Source organism: Amycolatopsis albidoflavus, assembly GCF_039525725.1.
GTDB lineage: Bacteria > Actinomycetota > Actinomycetes > Mycobacteriales > Pseudonocardiaceae > Amycolatopsis > Amycolatopsis albidoflava.
Map to the genome: position 1 here is coordinate 103768 of NZ_BAAAHV010000002.1, position 15397 is coordinate 119164.

Annotated in this window: 19 protein-coding genes; 9 read left to right on the plus strand and 10 right to left on the minus strand. The window is 69.8% G+C overall.

The window, feature by feature from the left end; all coding sequences use genetic code 11:
• Positions 1-36 precede the first annotated feature (36 nt).
• The 3 genes from ABD156_RS00590 to ABD156_RS00600 all read right to left on the minus strand — a co-directional run bounded on the left by ABD156_RS00590 (position 37) and on the right by ABD156_RS00600 (position 3493).
• On the minus strand, positions 37-1146 hold the full coding sequence (locus ABD156_RS00590) for an enolase C-terminal domain-like protein (RefSeq protein ID WP_344264536.1): 1110 nt from the start codon (positions 1144-1146) through the stop codon (positions 37-39).
• Positions 1143-2936 carry a thiamine pyrophosphate-requiring protein gene (locus ABD156_RS00595; protein WP_344264538.1) on the minus strand — a complete coding sequence of 598 codons (1794 nt, stop codon included), beginning with the start codon at positions 2934-2936 and terminating at the stop codon, positions 1143-1145. The genes ABD156_RS00590 and ABD156_RS00595 overlap by 4 nt, the downstream gene beginning before the upstream one ends.
• Before the next feature lie 221 nt (positions 2937-3157).
• On the minus strand, positions 3158-3493 hold the full coding sequence (locus ABD156_RS00600; protein WP_344264541.1) for a plasmid stabilization protein: 336 nt from the start codon (positions 3491-3493) through the stop codon (positions 3158-3160).
• A 98-nt stretch (positions 3494-3591) separates the two neighbouring features.
• On the opposite strand from ABD156_RS00600, the gene ABD156_RS00605 reads away from it, so the two are divergent.
• Positions 3592-5544: an aconitate hydratase gene (locus ABD156_RS00605; RefSeq protein WP_344264544.1), complete on the plus strand. Its 1953-nt coding sequence runs from the start codon at positions 3592-3594 to the stop codon at positions 5542-5544.
• A 3-nt stretch (positions 5545-5547) separates the two neighbouring features.
• On the opposite strand, the gene ku is transcribed toward ABD156_RS00605, so the two are convergent.
• Positions 5548-6447, minus strand: a complete 900-nt coding sequence (gene ku / locus ABD156_RS00610) for a non-homologous end joining protein Ku (RefSeq protein WP_344264547.1) — start codon at positions 6445-6447, stop codon at positions 5548-5550.
• A 102-nt stretch (positions 6448-6549) separates the two neighbouring features.
• Between ku and ABD156_RS00615 the strand changes: the two genes are divergently transcribed.
• A complete protein-coding gene (locus ABD156_RS00615; protein WP_344264550.1) occupies positions 6550-7164 on the plus strand; it encodes a DUF47 domain-containing protein in 615 nt (204 codons plus the stop codon).
• Positions 7165-8160 carry an inorganic phosphate transporter gene (locus ABD156_RS00620; RefSeq protein WP_344264553.1) on the plus strand — a complete coding sequence of 332 codons (996 nt, stop codon included), beginning with the start codon at positions 7165-7167 and terminating at the stop codon, positions 8158-8160.
• Here ABD156_RS00620 and ABD156_RS00625 read toward each other — a convergent pair whose 3' ends face one another.
• From ABD156_RS00625 to ABD156_RS00635, 3 genes are read right to left on the minus strand one after another with little or no spacing between them, the layout of a single operon-like run.
• Entirely contained in the window at positions 8161-8790 is a 630-nt protein-coding gene (locus ABD156_RS00625) for a phosphoribosyltransferase (RefSeq protein ID WP_344264556.1), read from the minus strand. It abuts the gene before it with no gap.
• The gene (locus ABD156_RS00630; RefSeq protein WP_344264559.1) at positions 8787-9167 is read right to left on the minus strand and encodes a hypothetical protein; all 381 of its coding nucleotides are present in this window, start codon (positions 9165-9167) and stop codon (positions 8787-8789) included. The genes ABD156_RS00625 and ABD156_RS00630 overlap by 4 nt, the downstream gene beginning before the upstream one ends.
• Positions 9146-9487, minus strand: a complete 342-nt coding sequence (locus ABD156_RS00635; protein ID WP_344264563.1) for a DUF3040 domain-containing protein — start codon at positions 9485-9487, stop codon at positions 9146-9148. Before ABD156_RS00635 ends, ABD156_RS00630 begins: the two co-directional genes overlap by 22 nt.
• A 147-nt stretch (positions 9488-9634) precedes the next feature.
• Here ABD156_RS00635 and ABD156_RS00640 point away from each other — a divergent pair, with 147 nt between their 5' ends.
• Positions 9635-9850 carry a hypothetical protein gene (locus ABD156_RS00640; RefSeq protein ID WP_344264565.1) on the plus strand — a complete coding sequence of 72 codons (216 nt, stop codon included), beginning with the start codon at positions 9635-9637 and terminating at the stop codon, positions 9848-9850.
• A 116-nt stretch (positions 9851-9966) separates the two neighbouring features.
• Here the strand turns inward: ABD156_RS00640 and ABD156_RS00645 are convergent, their stop codons facing one another.
• Entirely contained in the window at positions 9967-10500 is a 534-nt protein-coding gene (locus ABD156_RS00645) for a hypothetical protein (RefSeq protein WP_344264567.1), read from the minus strand.
• Between the two features lie 434 nt (positions 10501-10934).
• On the opposite strand from ABD156_RS00645, the gene ABD156_RS00650 reads away from it, so the two are divergent.
• The 4 genes from ABD156_RS00650 (at position 10935) to ABD156_RS00665 (ending at position 13935) form a co-directional block, all read left to right on the plus strand.
• On the plus strand, positions 10935-11228 hold the full coding sequence (locus tag ABD156_RS00650) for a hypothetical protein (protein WP_344264570.1): 294 nt from the start codon (positions 10935-10937) through the stop codon (positions 11226-11228).
• Positions 11221-12834, plus strand: coding sequence for a hypothetical protein (locus tag ABD156_RS00655; protein WP_344264573.1), 1614 nt, complete (start codon positions 11221-11223; stop codon positions 12832-12834). Before ABD156_RS00650 ends, ABD156_RS00655 begins: the two co-directional genes overlap by 8 nt.
• Before the next feature lie 11 nt (positions 12835-12845).
• Positions 12846-13079: a hypothetical protein gene (locus ABD156_RS00660; RefSeq protein ID WP_344264576.1), complete on the plus strand. Its 234-nt coding sequence runs from the start codon at positions 12846-12848 to the stop codon at positions 13077-13079.
• 88 nt (positions 13080-13167) lie between these two features.
• Positions 13168-13935 (plus strand): hypothetical protein, encoded by a 768-nt coding sequence (locus ABD156_RS00665; RefSeq protein ID WP_344264579.1) that lies wholly within the window; start codon positions 13168-13170, stop codon positions 13933-13935.
• A 15-nt stretch (positions 13936-13950) separates the two neighbouring features.
• Here the strand turns inward: ABD156_RS00665 and ABD156_RS00670 are convergent, their stop codons facing one another.
• Positions 13951-14409, minus strand: a complete 459-nt coding sequence (locus ABD156_RS00670; RefSeq protein WP_344264582.1) for a cupin domain-containing protein — start codon at positions 14407-14409, stop codon at positions 13951-13953.
• A 63-nt stretch (positions 14410-14472) separates the two neighbouring features.
• Here ABD156_RS00670 and ABD156_RS00675 point away from each other — a divergent pair, with 63 nt between their 5' ends.
• A complete protein-coding gene (locus ABD156_RS00675) occupies positions 14473-15027 on the plus strand; it encodes a TetR/AcrR family transcriptional regulator (protein WP_344264585.1) in 555 nt (184 codons plus the stop codon).
• Here ABD156_RS00675 and ABD156_RS00680 read toward each other — a convergent pair.
• Complete coding sequence (locus ABD156_RS00680; RefSeq protein WP_344264588.1) at positions 15024-15383, minus strand: hypothetical protein; 360 nt, start codon at positions 15381-15383, stop codon at positions 15024-15026. The genes ABD156_RS00675 and ABD156_RS00680 overlap by 4 nt on opposite strands.
• Between the last annotated feature and the right edge of the window lie 14 nt (positions 15384-15397).

The window sequence follows — 15397 nt, forward strand, 5'->3', positions numbered from 1 at the left end:
CATGCGGACAACGGGATTCAGGAGTTCAGCGCTGGCTCATCGGCCCTCGACCGCGTACTCGGCGGCCGCGTCGGCATGCAGGCGCAGCCCGTGCCCGGCGACGGACATCGACGGGGCGACCCGGCCGCCGCTGGGGTCGAGGCCGCCGTAGAAGAGTTCCCGTTCGATGCGGTCGTGGTCGGCGAACCATTCGAGGTGCCGGAAATTCGGGGTCGCCGCGGCCGCGTGCGCGGACAGATTCGGTGCGCAGTGCGCGGAAACCTCGCGGTTCGCGGCAGCGGCCAAAGCGGCGACGCGACGCCATTCCGTGTAGCCGCCGCATCGCGTCACGTCGACCTGGAGGCAATCGACCGCGGGCAGCATCCGGGCGAAGTACGGCAGGTCGCAGCCGTACTCGCCGGCCGCGATGTCCGGGCCGTCCGGCGTGCGCAGCTGGGCCAGGCCGGGCAGATCGTCGCTGGACACCGGTTCCTCGAACCAGGTCACGCCGAACTCGCGCAACGTGTCGGCGATCCGGCGAGCGCGGCCGACCGAGTAGCCGCCGTTCGCGTCGACGTACAGCGCGGCGTCGTCCCCGATCGTCTCGCGCGCCAGCCGGACCCGGCCGATGTCGCGGGCGACCGCGTTGCCCCAAGCTTCGCCGATCTTGATTTTCACGCGCGGAATGCGTTGCTTCCGCACCCAGTATTCCAGCTGTGCGGCCAGTTCGTCGTCATCCTGCGAGGTGAAACCGCCGCTGCCGTAGACTTCGACCTCGTCGTGCACCCGCCCGAGCAACCGGCTCAGCGGAACGTCGAGCAGCCGCGCGGCGGCGTCCCAGATCGCGATGTCCACAGCGGACAGTGCACAAGAGACCAGTCCGGCGCGCCCGAGGTTCCGGATCGCGTGCTGCATCGCGCTCCAGCACGCGGGCGGATCCAGGACCGGCATTCCGGCGATCGCGGAGGCGAGTTTTCCTTCGATCAGCGGGGCGCAGGAGAAATCGGCATACGTCCAGCCGAGTCCGTCGGTGCCGCCCGCGCGCACCCTGGCCACGACGAGCGTCGTGGAGTCCCAGGCGAGCGTGCCGTCGGCTTCCGGCGAAGGGGTCGGCACCCGGTAGGCGCGCGCGTCGATCCGTTCGATGTGCGGGGCGGCGACCGTCACCGCGACCGCCCGGGCAAGAACTCCTGCAGCTTCGTCTTCGCGCCCTGGAACATCAGGTGGAACGCTTCCGGATCGCCCTTGAGCACGGACTCGGTCACCGATTTCATCTGCTCGAACGTCGCGTGCGGCGGAATCGGCGGAACCTCGGCGTCGCACCGCACGTCCAGCACGGTCGGCCGGTCCGCGGCGAACGCGGTCTCCCAAGCCGAAGCGAGGTCGCGCGGGTCCTCGACATTGATCCCTTCGAGGCCGACGCTGCGCGCGAAACCGGCGTAGTCGACGTCCGGCAGCGACTGCGATTCCTCGAACTTCGGCGCGCCGCCCATCGCGCGCAGTTCCCAGGTGACCTGGTTGAGGTCGTTGTTGTGGAACACGCAGACGACGCACCGCGGATCGGTCCACAATCCCTGGTAGCGGGCGATGGTGATCAGCTCGGCCAATCCGTTCATCTGCATCGCGCCGTCGCCGACCAGCGCGATCGCCGGCCGGTCGGGATGCGCGAACTTCGCCCCGATCGCGTAAGGCACGGCGGGGCCCATCGTCGCGAGCGTGCCGGACAGGGTGGTGCGGACGCCGTCGCGGATCCGGAGATTGCGCGCGTACCAGTTGGTCGACGAACCGGAATCGGCGGTGACCATCGCGTTGTCCGGGATTTGCTTCGACAGCTCGTGCACGATCCGCATCGGGTTGACCGGCTTCGCGTCGACCGCCGCCTGCTGGTCCATTGTGGTCCACCAGTCGGCGACGTTCTTCTCGATTTTCTCGCGCCACGAACGGTTTTCGGTCCGGTTCAGCTTCGGCAGCAGCGCGCGCAGCGTCGCGGCGGCGTCGCCGACGAGGTTGACCTCGGTGGGGTAGCGCATGCCGATGAACCGGCCGTCGAGGTCGATCTGCACCGCGCGGGCCTGGCCGTACTCCGGCAGGAACTGGCTGTAGGGGAAGTTCGACCCGACGATCAGCAGCGTGTCGCAGTCGCGCATCATCTCGTAGCTCGGCCGCGTGCCGAGCAGTCCGATCGCACCGGTCACATAGGACAGATCGTCAGCCAGAACATCCTTGCCCAGCAACGCTTTCGCCACTCCCGCCCCGGTGAGGTCGGCGACTTCGCGGACTTCCGCAGCCGCGCGGCGAGCGCCCTGCCCGACGAGGATCGCGACCCTCTCGCCGGCGTTGAGCACGTCGGCCGCCTCGGTGATGGCGGGTTCGGGCGGCACCGGATTCGGCCACGCGGTCCCGGGCGGGCTCGACGGCATCTGCTTGAACGCGTGCTGCGGCGGCTCGTAGGGCGCTTCCTGCAGGTCCGCCGGGATGATCAGCGCGGTCGGCGTGCGGGACGCCTGCGCCACCCGGAACGCGCGGTCGAGCGCGTTGGGCAGCTGCTCGGCGACGTTCACCTCGATGCAGTACTCGTTCGCGACATCCCGGTACAGCGCCTGGAGTTCGACCTCCTGCTGGTAGCTGCCGCCCATCGCGGTGCGCGCGGTCTGCCCGACGATCGCGACGACCGGGACGTGGTCGAGTTTCGCGTCGTAGAGCCCGTTCAGCAGGTGGATCGCACCGGGCCCGGACGTCGCCATGCAGACGCCGACGGCCCCGCTGAACTTCGCGTAGCCGACCGCGGAGAAGGCGGCCATCTCCTCGTGCCGGGCCTGCACGAAGCGCGGCTGGTTGTCCGCCTTGCCGAAGGCGGCGACGAGACCGTTGATCCCGTCCCCGGGGTAGGCGAACACCTGCTCCACGCCCCAATCGCGCAGCCGCGAAAGCAGGTAGTCGCCGACGGTCTCGGTCATGGCAATCCTCTCGTGCGTCGATGTCGTGCAGGGCATCGGCGAACCGGAAACCGCACGGCAGGAAGGCGTCTTCGCCGCCGCGCAATTCGCCGGGGCCATTGTCTGCGTCCGGGTCGTAACGATGGGCGAAACCGTCTCGCGACAGTTCTTTCCGCACGGCGTCGACAATGCGGATCCAAGGCCGGACCGCGCCGGTCGGGCGCTGGTTCACCGCGGCGGAATCAGCCCCGGCCCAGCGCGTTGGCCAGTTCCTTCTTCGTCATCGTGGACCGGCCGTGGATGTTGCGCTGCTTGGCCTCGTTGTACAACTGGTCGCGCGTCGGACCGCCGGGCCCGAGTCCCTTGCCGGAGCGGTGCCCGCCGCGCTGCTGCGGCGATTTGTCGCGCACCGAGGTCTTGCTCGCGCGGTCCGATTCGCCCGACTGCGCCCGGTTCTTGTTCACCGTGCGCGCGGCGATCTCCTTCGCGCGCTTCTTGCTCGCGCCGCGGTCCTCCTGCGACTCCTCGATGTGCTGGTACTGCCGTTCGCGTTTCGAACTCCAAGCCTGCTGCGGCATCCCAGTCTCCTTCCGCCGTTCTTGATCCCCGGATTGCCGGTGCGGGCGGGCCGGAAACATGGCGGTTCGCCGCGCCGGAAACGGGTATCCGCCCGGGCGTGGGACGCGAACAGACTCTCGCCGGGCGGCTGCTGGCCGAGCACCTGGTCGCCGGCCGGCTCGAACCAGGGACCGAGATCGGCCTGCGGGCCGATCAAACGCTGACCCAGGACGCCACGGGCACGCTCGTGATGCAGGAACTCGAGGCGCTCGGGCTCGACCGCGCGCGGACCGAGCTGAGCGTCCAGTACGTCGATCACAACCTGCTGCAGGCCGACGAGAAGAACGCCGAGGACCACGCCTACCTGCGCTCGGCCTGCCGCAGGTTCGGGCTGTGGTTCTCCAAAGCGGGCAACGGGGTCTCGCATCCGACGCACATGGAGCGGTTCGGCGCGCCGGGCAAGAGCCTCGCCGGGTCCGATTCGCACACCTGCGCGGCCGGGGCGCTGGGCATGCTCGCGGTGGGTGTCGGCGGCCTCGAAGTGGCGCTGGCCATCGCCGGGGAGCCGCTCTACCTGCGGATGCCGGAGATCTGGGGTGTCCGGCTGAGCGGCGAGCTGCCGCCGTGGGTGTCGGCGAAGGACGTCGTGCTGGAGATGCTGCGAAGGCACGGCGTGAGCGGCGGGCGGCACCGGATCATCGAGTACCACGGGCCGGGGCTGGCCTGCCTGAGCGCGATGGACCGGCACGTGATCGCGAACATGGGCGCCGAACTGGGCGCGACCGCGACGGTCTTCCCGGCCGACGAAGCGATCCGCGCGTTCCTGCGCGCGGAGGGGCGCGAGCACGACTTCCGCGACCTGCGCGCCGGCCGCGACGCTTCTTACGACATCGAAGACGAGATCGATCTGTCCACGGTGGAGCCGCTGGTCGCGAAACCCTCTTCGCCCGGCAACGTGGTTCCGGTGCGGGAGGTGTCGGGCACTCCGGTTGGGCAGGTGGTGATCGGTTCGTCGGCCAACCCCGGGTTCCGGGACTTCGCGGTCGCCGCGGCCACCGTCCGGGGCAGGCAGACGGCCGATTCGGTCAGCTTCGACGTCAACCCGACGTCGCGGCAGATCCTCGTCGAACTGGCCCGCAGCGGACACCTCACCGACCTCGTCGCGGCCGGGGCCCGGGTGCACCAGGCGGGCTGCCTCGGCTGCATCGGGATGGGCCAGGCGCCCGCGCCCGGCACGAACTCGCTGCGCACGTTCCCGCGGAATTTCCCCGGCCGGTCCGGCACCTCGGACGATTCGGTCTGGCTGTGCTCGCCGGAGACCGCCGCGGTGTCGGCGCTGACCGGCGTGCTGACCGATCCGCGCGACTACGCCACCGTCCACCACCTCGCCCACCCGCGGGTTTCCGGACCGGCCCGCTCGGCGGCTGACCCGCGCGTCTTCACCGCTCCGCTGCCCGAGGACGAGGCGATGCGGGAGGAGCTGGTGAAGGGCCCGAACGTCGCCGGGCTGCCGGACTTCGAGCCGTTGCCGGACGAGATCGAGGGCCCGGTGCTGCTGAAGGCCGGGGACGACGTGTCGACCGACGAGATCTCGCCCGCCGGGGCACGCGCGCTGCCGTACCGCTCGAACATCCCGAAGCTGGCCGAGTTCACGTTCACTCGGCTCGACGAGGACTACCCGAAGCGCGCGGCCGACAGCCCGGAACATTTCGTGGTGGCGGGGGAGAACTACGGCCAGGGTTCGTCGCGCGAGCACGCCGCGATCACTGCCCGGTACCTGGGCCTGCGAGTGGTTCTGGCCCGGTCGTTCGCCCGGATCCACTGGCAGAACCTGGTGAACTTCGGGGTGCTGCCGCTGGAATTCGCCGATCCGGAGGACGGCGAGAAGATCCGGCGCGACGACGTGCTGTGCGTGTCCGGCCTGCATCGGCTGGCTGAGACCGCGGAGTTCGTGGTGCGGAATCAGACGCGGGACGAGGAGTACCGGGCGAGGCATCAGCTGTCGCCGCGCCAGGTGGACGTGCTGCTGGCCGGCGGGCGGATTCCGCAGTTGGCGCGGGCGCTGCGCTGACCCTTACGACGCCTTCAGCGCAGCCTCCAAATCAGCGCGCGACATCTTCGAGCGCCCCTTGACGTCCCGCTCCTTCGCCAGCTTCTGCAGCTCCGTCTTGGACAGCCCGGACAGATCCGGCGTACGCGGCCGACGGCTGCCCCGCACGCTCTTGGCCAGCGCCTCCATCAGGTCGACCACCTTGGTCGGCTGCTCCGGCTCCGCGGCGGGCGTGACGGTGTTCCCCGCCTTCTTCGCCTCGATCAGTTCCTCCACCCGCTCGCGGTAGGTGTCGCGGAACTCCTCCGGCCGCCACGGCTCGGACATCGCGTCGATCAGCTTCACCGCGAGGTCCAGCTCTTTCTGGTTGGTCTTGGCCTTGGCGGGCAGCTGCGGCACGTCGTCCGCGCTGCGCACCTCGGCGGCGTAATGCAGCGTGTTGAGCACGATCACGCCGTCTCCGGCTCGGGCGAGCGCGAGGTGCTCCCGGCCGTGGAAGACGAACTTCGCGACGGCCGCCTTGTCCCGGCGGGAGAGCGCGTCGAGCAGCAGCACGTACGGGCGTTGCGCCTCCTCCTTGGCGGGGGCGAGCCAGTAGGCGCGGTCGAAGTACACCGGGTCGACCTCCTCGAGGTCCACGAAGCTCTCCACCTCGAGCGACCGCGACCGGCCAGGCGCGATCTCGTCCAGTTCCTCCTGCTCGACCAGCACGTACTCGTCGTCGCCGACCTCCCGGCCGCGCACGATGTCGTCGTAGGGCACCTCGTCGCCGGTCCGCTCGTTCACCCGCCGGTAGCGGATGCGGTCCCGCGTCCCGCGCTGGAACTGCGTGAAGTGCACCGCGTGGTCCTCGACCGCCTTGTACATCCGCACCGGGACGTTCACCAGCCCGAACGACAGCGCACCCTGCCAGACCGGACGCATCGGCAGCTCCTTCCTCCCTGATTGCCCGGTGGGTACCCGATGCGGGCGTTCGGCACACCGCGCCGGTGTAACCGCGGGGCATTCGGGGTAACTGATCTTCCGATGCGCATAAAACCTCGCGGAAGCCAGTTCTTCCAGCTGCTCGCGGACGCGGCGGCCAACCTCGTCACCGCCACCGCTTTGCTGCGCGATCTCACCGAGGCGCCGCCCGGAGAGCGGGAGGCCATCGCGGCCCGCCTGCACGAGGTCGAGCACGCGGGAGACGACCTGACGCACACCGTCATGGTCGAGCTGAACAGCACGTTCGTCACGCCGTTCGACCGCGAGGACATCCAGGCGCTGGCCGCGCGGATCGACGACGTCCTTGACTTTTTGGACACTGCGGCCGACCTCGCCGTGCTGTACCGGCTGGCGGAGTTTCCGCCGGGCACCAAGGGGATGCTGCGCGTGTTGTCCCGCGCCGCGGAGCTGACCGCGGAGGCGATGCCGGGGCTGGCGAAGGTCGGCGAGCTCTCGCCGTACTGGATCGAGATCAACGCCCTGGAGAACGAGGCGGACCACACCTACCGGCGGATGCTCGCCGACCTCTTCCAGCCGGGGGCCGACGCGCTCGAAGTGCTCAAGGCGAAGGAAGTCGTCGAACAGTTCGAACTGGCCGCGGACGGATTCGAGCACGTCGCGGACGTGGTGCAGACGATCGCGGTCAAGGAGTCCTGAGTGGACGGCACCGCCGCGCTGATCGCGGTCGTGGCGCTGACGATTTTCTTCGACTACACCAACGGCTTCCACGACGCGGCCAACGCGATCGCCAGCGCGGTGTCGACGCGGGCGCTCCCGCTGCGCACCGCGCTCGTGCTGGCCGCGGTGATGAACCTGGCCGGAGCGCTGCTGTCGACCGGGATCGCCGCGACTGTCGCGAAAGGAATCATCGACGTCCCGGCCGGCCCGGGCGCGCTGACCGTGGTGCTCGCCGCGCTGGTCGGCGCGATCGCGTGGAACCTGGTGACCTGGTATTTCGGGCTGCCGTCCTCGTCGTCGCATTCGCTGATCGGCGGCATGGTCGGGGCCGCGCTGGCCGCGGCGAGCACGGTGCACTGGACCGGCATCGTCGAAAAGGTGCTGGTGCCGATGGTCGCTTCGCCGCTGCTCGGGCTCGTGCTCGGCTATGCGGCGATGGTGGCGGTGCTGTGGTTGCTGAGGCGGGCGAATCCGCACCGCAGCGGCCGGGTGTTCCGGCGGCTGCAGATCGTGTCGGCCTCGGCGCTGGCGCTCGGGCACGGATTGCAGGACGCGCAGAAGGGGATGGGCGTGCTCGTCCTGGCGCTGATCGCGGCGGGAAAGCAGAACACGTTTTCGGTGCCCCTGTGGGTGACACTGGTGTGCGCCGGGGCGTTGTCGCTCGGTACCTGCTCGGGCGGTCTGCGGATCATGCGGACGTTGGGCCGCCGGGTGTTCCCGCTCGACCCGCCGCACGGGTTTGTCGCGGAATCCGTTGGCGCGTCGGTGTTGTACCTGACTGCTTTCGCGGTGAAGGCGCCGATTTCGACCACGCACGTGATCACGGCGGCGGTGATGGGGGTCGGCGCGACGCGGCGGCTTTCGGCGGTGCGGTGGGGGATCGCGCGCGACATCGTGCTGGGGTGGGTGCTCACGTTCCCGGCCGCGGCGGGGGTCGCGGCGCTGGTTTTCTGGCTGTTGTCGGCGTTCGGCTGATCACCGGGGAACGAGGGCGAGGACTTCGTCGTCGCTGGTCGGGCTGAAGTCCGAATAGAACTCGCCGACCGCGCGGAAGCCCTCCGGCTCGCGGAGGCACACCACCTCGTCCGCCTCCCGGGCGAGCTTCTCCACCGCGGACGGCGCGCCGACCGGAGCGGCGAAGACCAGCCGCAACGGTGCGGACGAGCGAAGGGCTCGCAGCGCGGCGATCGCGGTCCCGCCGGTGGCCACGCCGTCGTCGACCACCACCACGTCGCGCCCGGCCGGCGAGCGCGGGACGCGACTGCCCAGGTAGCGGCGGACCTGGTCGCGGGCTTCGGTGCGGGCGTGGTCGACGAGAGGGGCGACGTCGTCGACCGTCAGCCCGAGCGCGCGGAGCCCGGCGCGGTCGAAGAACGGCGGCCCGTCCGCCGCGACGGCGCCGAGGCCGAGCTCCGGCCGTCCCGGCGCGCCGATCTTGCGGGCGACCAGGAGTTCCAGCGGTGCGTCCAGTTCAAGGGCGACAGGTGCGGCGACCGGCAGGCCGCCGCGGGCGAGCCCGAAGACGACCGGGTCGGCCCACTCCCGCCAGGCCAGCGCGGCGGCGAGCCGGGCGCCCGCGTCGGCGCGGTTCCGGAACGGTCTCACCAGCGGACTTTCCTTGCCCAGCAGCGGAATCGACAGTCCTTTTCGGACTTGACGATGCGGTGCAGCAGCTGTCCGGTCACCGCGCCGTGACGACGGTTCAGCACCGGCTGGACGGCGTGCCCTTTCGCCTGCTGGTCGAACCCGCGCGGGCCGTCCGCCGGTTCCCCCAGGTTCGCGGGCTGGTCCGGCGGCTGAGGCCGGTCGGTTTGCCCGAAACCGAGATAGGCCACTTCGGTGACGCGCCGGTATTCCTCGGGCCGGAGGTCGGCGAACCGCGAGCCGAACGCGACATTGGCCCAGACGTCGATCGGCCCCGGCTCACGTTCGGCCCGGCGCACTCCGGTGCCGGCCCCGGTCACGACTGCGACGGGCGGCATGGAAATCCTTTTCCCGGACCGGGAGTCCGGCGGGCCGGCGGACGCAGGCACTCCTGGCGGGCGACGTGCCCGCACACCGCGACCGCGGCCAGCACGAAGCCGAGCAGCGCGAGCGGCACCTCCGGCGGAAAGGCGATCCCGCAGGCCACGAGCCCGGCGGCGATCGCGGTGAGAGCCCAGCACGCCACGGGCCACGCCCTGCGCAGCGGCCACGCCTTCTCGCCGAAGGCACGGCGCACCCACAGCGCGTCGGTGGCGAGAAGATCCCGTTCCATCGACCGCAGCGCCCGGCGGGGATCCGGCTGCCGGTGTGGCCCCATCGCCTGCTCCCTTCCGCCTGACCGACGGCTTACCCGCTTCCGGCCAGGGCAAACCGGAAGGGCGGAAGCGTCCGGTTTGCCCGGGAAGACGACGGGTAACCGGGCGGGCGGGCGCACTCGCCGGAGAACCTATGGAGGGAGCACGAGATGAGCAGGCTGCTGGTGGACCCGGAAAGCGCGACCGTCCCTTGTGGACAGTGCGGACGCGAGGCGGTGCACGTGGGAAGGCTGGTCCAGGAGGACGGGACTCCGGTCAGCCACGCCGTGGTGTGCACGGTGTGCCGCGCGCACCGGCCGGGGCCGGGCCTGGGGGACACGCGACGCCCACGGCTGGCTGTGCTTTCCCGGCCCGCCGAACGCTGAGGGCCCTGTCGCGGGACCGTGAAGGGCTCCTCGAGGGAATCAGATTCCCTCGAGGAGCCCTTCACGGACATTGCGGTTTCGGGCCTAGGCAAGGGCCCGGAAGCTGAAACCCCAGATCAGTCGATGCCCAGCACGGATTCCGCGGTGGTCCAGTTGGTCAGCATCGCGTGCTGCGCGTCGGCCAGCGTTGCCTTCCCCGCGCACACCGCCTTCTTCACCGCGTTCTCGACGGAATCCTTGCTGTAGGAGTTCTGGTCGCCGTCGTGCGGTTCGGGCCAGAGGTTCTTCGGGTCCTTCGGCGCGCCGCCCAGTTCGAGCGGCAGGAAGTGGTCCTCCTCGTACGAGCTGAGCGACGTGTCGGAGTAGCCGTAGTCGATGATGCCCTGCTTCTTGAGCTGGTTGGTGTAGGACGTCGGCGGGCGGATGGTGGCCGTCCAGCCGGAGACGCAGATCGTGTCGTCGATGGTGTCCTGGGTGACGTCCGGGTTGGTCGCGCCGGGCGTGCAGGCCGGGTCGGGCAGCGGAAGGTAGGACTGCGAGCACTTCGCGGCCAGCGAGTGCTGGACGTCGGCGTGCGCGGCCGGCGCGACCAAAGCGAGCGAACCGGCCAGAATGACGGCAGGCGCGGCGAAACGGGCAAGTCGGGACATGGAAATCTCCTCCTCGGGCACGGTCGCGCCAGCGTCCGCCGTGACCGGGTTATCGCGGTACCTACCTTCGAAGGAATGAGTGAAGAATTAACCGGGCGCTCAACTTGTCGGGCGACAAAATGCACAAGGTGGACGTAAGCGCGGGGTTGCGAAGCGGCTTTCGCGCGAGATGATCAGCGAGTGCGGCGCAACCCGGTCAAGTACGGGTCAACGGCCCAAAACAGCTTGATCCGCCAGTATTCGGGCGTACGGGGCAGGGGGCGGGCCGAGGGCTCCCGGCGCTTGGAAAGGTTCTTGGAAACTGTTTTCGGTCGGTTTTTATGCGCCTTCGTCGGGAGTCGGGGAAAAAATGGTGCAATCGATTTCCGCTGCGCCGTTCGGCTGAAGGTTGCGGGGCTCCGGTATCCGTTCTCGGCTCTTGTGCGACCTTTTTCGTGAACGCCGCCGAAATGGATCTTTTCGGGCGGATTTCCCGGGGGTGGGCGATGGGCGAACGGTCCGGTGCGGGACGCGCCGAGGGCGCGGAAAGCGGCCCGGCGAACGAAAACGCGCCCGCCGAACCGGAACCGGGGTACGAGATTCCGATCGGGATGCCGGTTCCGGCCGCCGAGATGGAACGGCTGAAAGCGGCGGCGCGGCGGCACCGCGATCGGGAGGAGGAGGCCGACGCCCCGGCACGGGCCGGCGACGAGGCCGCGGAGGAAGAGGGTGATCACCGTGATGCCTGAAGCACAGGTGCTCGAGGGCCAAGCCGGAGAAACGGCCGGCGGCGCGTCGCGGGAAATGGCGGATCTGACGGTCGGCGAACTGCTCGCCGAACCGCCGTCGCCGGACCGGTCTCCGTTGTTCGCGCAACGGTTCCCGGTTCCGGTCGAGGAGTACGACCAGCTCAAGACCGGGGCGCGGGAGCACGGCGCGGAAGCGCTGGCGCCCGGGGACGCGCTCGACGCGCAGCTCGACGAGGAGGCGGCGGCGGAACTGTCGGAGGAGAATCCGCCGGAGGACGAGATCGTCGAGGGGCTGGCCCCGGCGGCGTCGGCGAGTTTCGAGGGGATCTCGCAGACCGCGTTCCGGCCGCCGGACTGCACGGTCGCGGTCGGCCCGAAGCAGGTGATGGCGGCGGTCAACGTCGACCTGGTCGGCTACGACAAGACCGGCCTGCAGCAGTTCCGGTGGGCGAATTTCACCGCGATGTTCAACCCGGTGCTGCCTGCCGGGGCGCAGCTTTTCGACCCGAAACTGGCCTATGACCACTACAGCGGCCGGTGGATCGTCTGCATCGCCGCCCGGCGCGCCAACCCGCAGGGCTCCTGGATCATGCTCGGCGTCTCGCAGACCGGCGACCCCGCGGGCGGGTACTGGATCTGGAGCACCGACGCGACCGCGAACGGGTCCACCGCCACCGCGAACTGGTCGGACTACCCGATGCTGGGCTTCGACTCCCAGGCGATTTACGTGTCCGCCAACCAATTCGCGTTCGGCGGCGGGTTCGCCTACGCGAAACTGCGGATCTTCAACAAGGCGGAGCTGTACGGCGGCGGCGCGGGCGGCGGCCACACCATCCGCTGGTGGGACTTCTGGGGCCTGAAGAACCCGGACCGCAGCGCCGCGTTCTCCGTGCAGCCGTGCAGCCATTTTCAAGGCGTGGGCGGGAATCCGCGGGCTTACCTGGTGAATTCGCTGTTCCCGTCGGGGTCGAGCCTGACCCTGTGGACGCTCTCGAACCCGCTCGGCCTGTGGTCCGGCGGCGCGCCGGCGCTCACCTCGACCGCGGTGAACTGCCGCAGCTACAACCTGCCGCCCGGCGCGGTGCAAAAGGACGGCGGGACAACGAGAATCGCCACGAACGACACCCGGCTGCTCAACGCGGTCTTCCAAGCGGCGGGCCGAACGCAGCGTCTGTGGACCACGCACACCTCCGCGTACAGCTGGCCGGGCGACTCCGAGGCGCGGTCAGTGGTGCAGTGGTACGAGATCGACGTGCCCAGCCACTCGATCACGCAGCAAGGAGCGTTCGGCGCGCCGCGCAGGCACTACTTCTTCCCGGTGGTCCAGACCGACATTTCCCGCAACGCCCACGTCGCGTTCGGCCGGTCCGCGGACGACGAATACGGCCACTTCCGCCAGACCGGCCGCCTCGCCACCGACCCGCCGGGAACGCTGCAGGGCAGCGCTTCGGTGATCGCCGGGCAGAGCGCCTACACCGGCGGCAGATGGGGCGACTACTTCGGCATCGGCCGGGACCCGTCGGATTCCCGGACGGTGTGGAGCTACGGCGAATACGCCGGCGCGGGCAACACCTGGCGGACGCGCCTCAACGCGGCGAAGTACTGAGGGAGGCTCTCATGAACACTGCACAAAAGCTCCGAATCTCGGCCGAGGCGGCGCTCGCCGCGCTTAGCGCCGTCGCGCTGGTGCTGACGTTGACGGTTCCGGATTGGATCGAGCGCACGACCGGCGCGTCCCCGGACGGCGGGGGCGGGGAAGCCGAGTGGCTGCTGACGGCTGTCGCTTGCGTGGCGACGGTGTTGTTCGCCGGGCTGGCCGCGTGGGAGTGGCGGCGGTTGCGGACCGTGTGAGCGGTTGAGCGGGTACCGGCTTTCGGGCCGGTGCCCGTTTCAGCGCGGAAAGCCAGACGGGAATCTCGCGCCGCCCTAGGCTGGTCCGGTGACTGTCTTCGAGCCGTCGTCCGAGATTCGCCGATCAGACCTTCCGATGTATCTGGTGGAAGACCCGCGCGCTCCAGCCGGACCCAGTTCGCGGAATACCTTCGGCGGCAGGCCGATCCTGCCTGCGGGCGAGGACTGGCCGGAGTGCTACTGCGGCGCGCGGATGGTGCTCTTCTTCCAGCTGGACGTCCCGCCGGACATCCCGCGCTTCGGCGGCGACCACCTGCTCGTGTTCCAGTGCCCGGTGCACAACGACGCGGCCTGTCTACGGGAAGACCCGCAGCAGTTTCCGGAGCGCTACTGGGAAAAACCGCGGATTTGGGGGCACCCCGGCGCGTTCTGGCGGATCCTGCTGCACCGGGACCCGACCGGCCCGGCCGACGAGGAGGAACCGCACCTCCTCAGCCGTGCGCTGGTGCTCCGTCCGGAGCTCGAGACGGAAACCGTATGGCGGGCCGCCCTCCCCGGAAACACGAACACCGAAACGCACCCTGAACTGAGCGTCGGCCGGAGCGGGTTCAAGGTCGGCGGCCTGCCGCGCTGGCAGCAGGATCCGGAAAGCCACCGTTGCGCGTGCGGCGCCGAGATGCTGTTCTTGTGCGGCCTGCCGGAGGATGTCGGCTTCCAGAGCCGCCCCGGTCAGCCTGAACAGCCGGACAGCTCCTATTCCTACGCCTACGTGCTCTTTCTCGGCAACGCGCTGTACTTGCTCGCGTGTCCTGAGCACTGTCATCCGGCGGCGGTCTGGCCGGTGCTGCAGCACTGACCCTCTTGCGCGGCCTCATTCCTCGTAGGTGATCGAGTACTGAGCCGCCACCGGATTGATCTTCACCGGGTCCACCGCGCCGTCCGTCAGCACCGCGGGCCCGGCCTCGAACAGATCCTCCAGATAATGCTCCCACCCGCCCGGCGAGGAGATCTGCAGCAACCGCGGCGCGGGATCCGACACCGCCCGCAGCGCGTGCGGGACCCCGTGCGGCAGCAGCACGAACATCCCCTTCGTCGCGACATGCGTCTCGTCGGCGAAGTCGATGCCCAGTTCGCCTTCCAGGACGTAGATGCACTCGTCGGCCTCGTGGTGGACGTGGCGCGGGATGTCGCGCGCCAGCGTCACCTCCAGCAGCGAGAACCGGGTCTCGGTGTCGCCTGTCATCGCCTTCACCGCGAACGCGGGCGGCAGCGGCACCCGGCCCGGGCGCGCCTCGCCGGGCTGCAAGAGCAGGAAGCGGTCCTTCGTCATGGGGTATCCTCTCAATTATCGGAAGCGGAGTCCGTTTCCAGATTAACCAGAGGAGGGCGTCGGTTGTCAACGGAGCGCAAGCCGAGGGCGGACGCGGAACGTAACCGGGCGCGGGTGCTGGAGGCGGCCCGCGCGCTGCTCGCCGAGCACGACGACGTCCAGCTGCCGGAGATCGCGCGGGTCGCCGGGGTGGGCGTCGGGACGGTGTACCGGAATTTCCCGGATCGGCGGGCGCTGGTGGAAGCATTGGCGGAGCAGCGGTTCGCCGAGATCGCGGAGTACGCGCGGAAGCGGTGCCTCGACGGGAAGTCCGGGGTCAAACGCTATCTGCGGCACGTCGGCGAGGTGCTGTCGGGCGACCGGGCGCTGTCGTCCGCGATCGAGACGGCGCGCGGTTCGGCGGGGAGCGAACCGCGCGGCGACGCACTGGCAGAGCTGGAAACGGTGCTGGCGCAAGCGATCGCGGCGGACCAGGCGGCGGGGGTGCTCCGCGCGGACTGCACGGTCGGCGACGTGTACCTGCTGGTCGGCTGCTTGTCGTCGGTGGTCCGAACGGGGAGCGGGGACTGGCGGCGGTTTCTGGAGCTGGCGCTGGAGGGCCTGCTGCCCCGGGACTAGTCGTCCAAGCGCATCAGGTGAGACGTGAGTTCGCCGCAGTCGTGCATCGCGATCAGCACGGCGGTCATCTTGCGCACGCCGGGTTCGCGGACGATCACCTCATCGACACCGGCGAAATAACTGCCACCGGCACACTCGCCGGTGCTTTCCCAGCGGCGCATGATCCGGTCGACCTCGTCGAGGGTGAACATCGTCGCGCTCCACCGGGATCCGTCGGGATAGCGGACCTCGACGTCGACGTTGTCCACCTCCTCGGGGGCCTCTCCGCCGCCGACTAGGAACATCGCGTCGAACGCCGAGGTGCGGAAGACGCAGTACGGAGAGTCCCAGCCGTCGGAAAGAATTTCGGTCCCCACGGCGAAAAGCCTAG

Bases quoted from the DNA above. Each gene is read 5' to 3' on its own strand.
- ABD156_RS00595 (WP_344264538.1), bottom strand. From the start codon at position 2,936: ATGACCGAGACCGTCGGCGACTACCTGCTTTCGCGGCTGCGCGATTGG.
- ABD156_RS00600 (WP_344264541.1), bottom strand. From the start codon at position 3,493: ATGCCGCAGCAGGCTTGGAGTTCGAAACGCGAACGGCAGTACCAGCAC.
- ku (WP_344264547.1), bottom strand. From the start codon at position 6,447: ATGCGTCCGGTCTGGCAGGGTGCGCTGTCGTTCGGGCTGGTGAACGTC.
- ABD156_RS00615 (WP_344264550.1), top strand. From the start codon at position 6,550: ATGCGCATAAAACCTCGCGGAAGCCAGTTCTTCCAGCTGCTCGCGGAC.
- ABD156_RS00630 (WP_344264559.1), bottom strand. From the start codon at position 9,167: ATGCCGCCCGTCGCAGTCGTGACCGGGGCCGGCACCGGAGTGCGCCGG.
- ABD156_RS00635 (WP_344264563.1), bottom strand. From the start codon at position 9,487: ATGGGGCCACACCGGCAGCCGGATCCCCGCCGGGCGCTGCGGTCGATG.
- ABD156_RS00640 (WP_344264565.1), top strand. From the start codon at position 9,635: ATGAGCAGGCTGCTGGTGGACCCGGAAAGCGCGACCGTCCCTTGTGGA.
- ABD156_RS00645 (WP_344264567.1), bottom strand. From the start codon at position 10,500: ATGTCCCGACTTGCCCGTTTCGCCGCGCCTGCCGTCATTCTGGCCGGT.
- ABD156_RS00655 (WP_344264573.1), top strand. From the start codon at position 11,221: ATGCCTGAAGCACAGGTGCTCGAGGGCCAAGCCGGAGAAACGGCCGGC.
- ABD156_RS00660 (WP_344264576.1), top strand. From the start codon at position 12,846: ATGAACACTGCACAAAAGCTCCGAATCTCGGCCGAGGCGGCGCTCGCC.
- ABD156_RS00670 (WP_344264582.1), bottom strand. From the start codon at position 14,409: ATGACGAAGGACCGCTTCCTGCTCTTGCAGCCCGGCGAGGCGCGCCCG.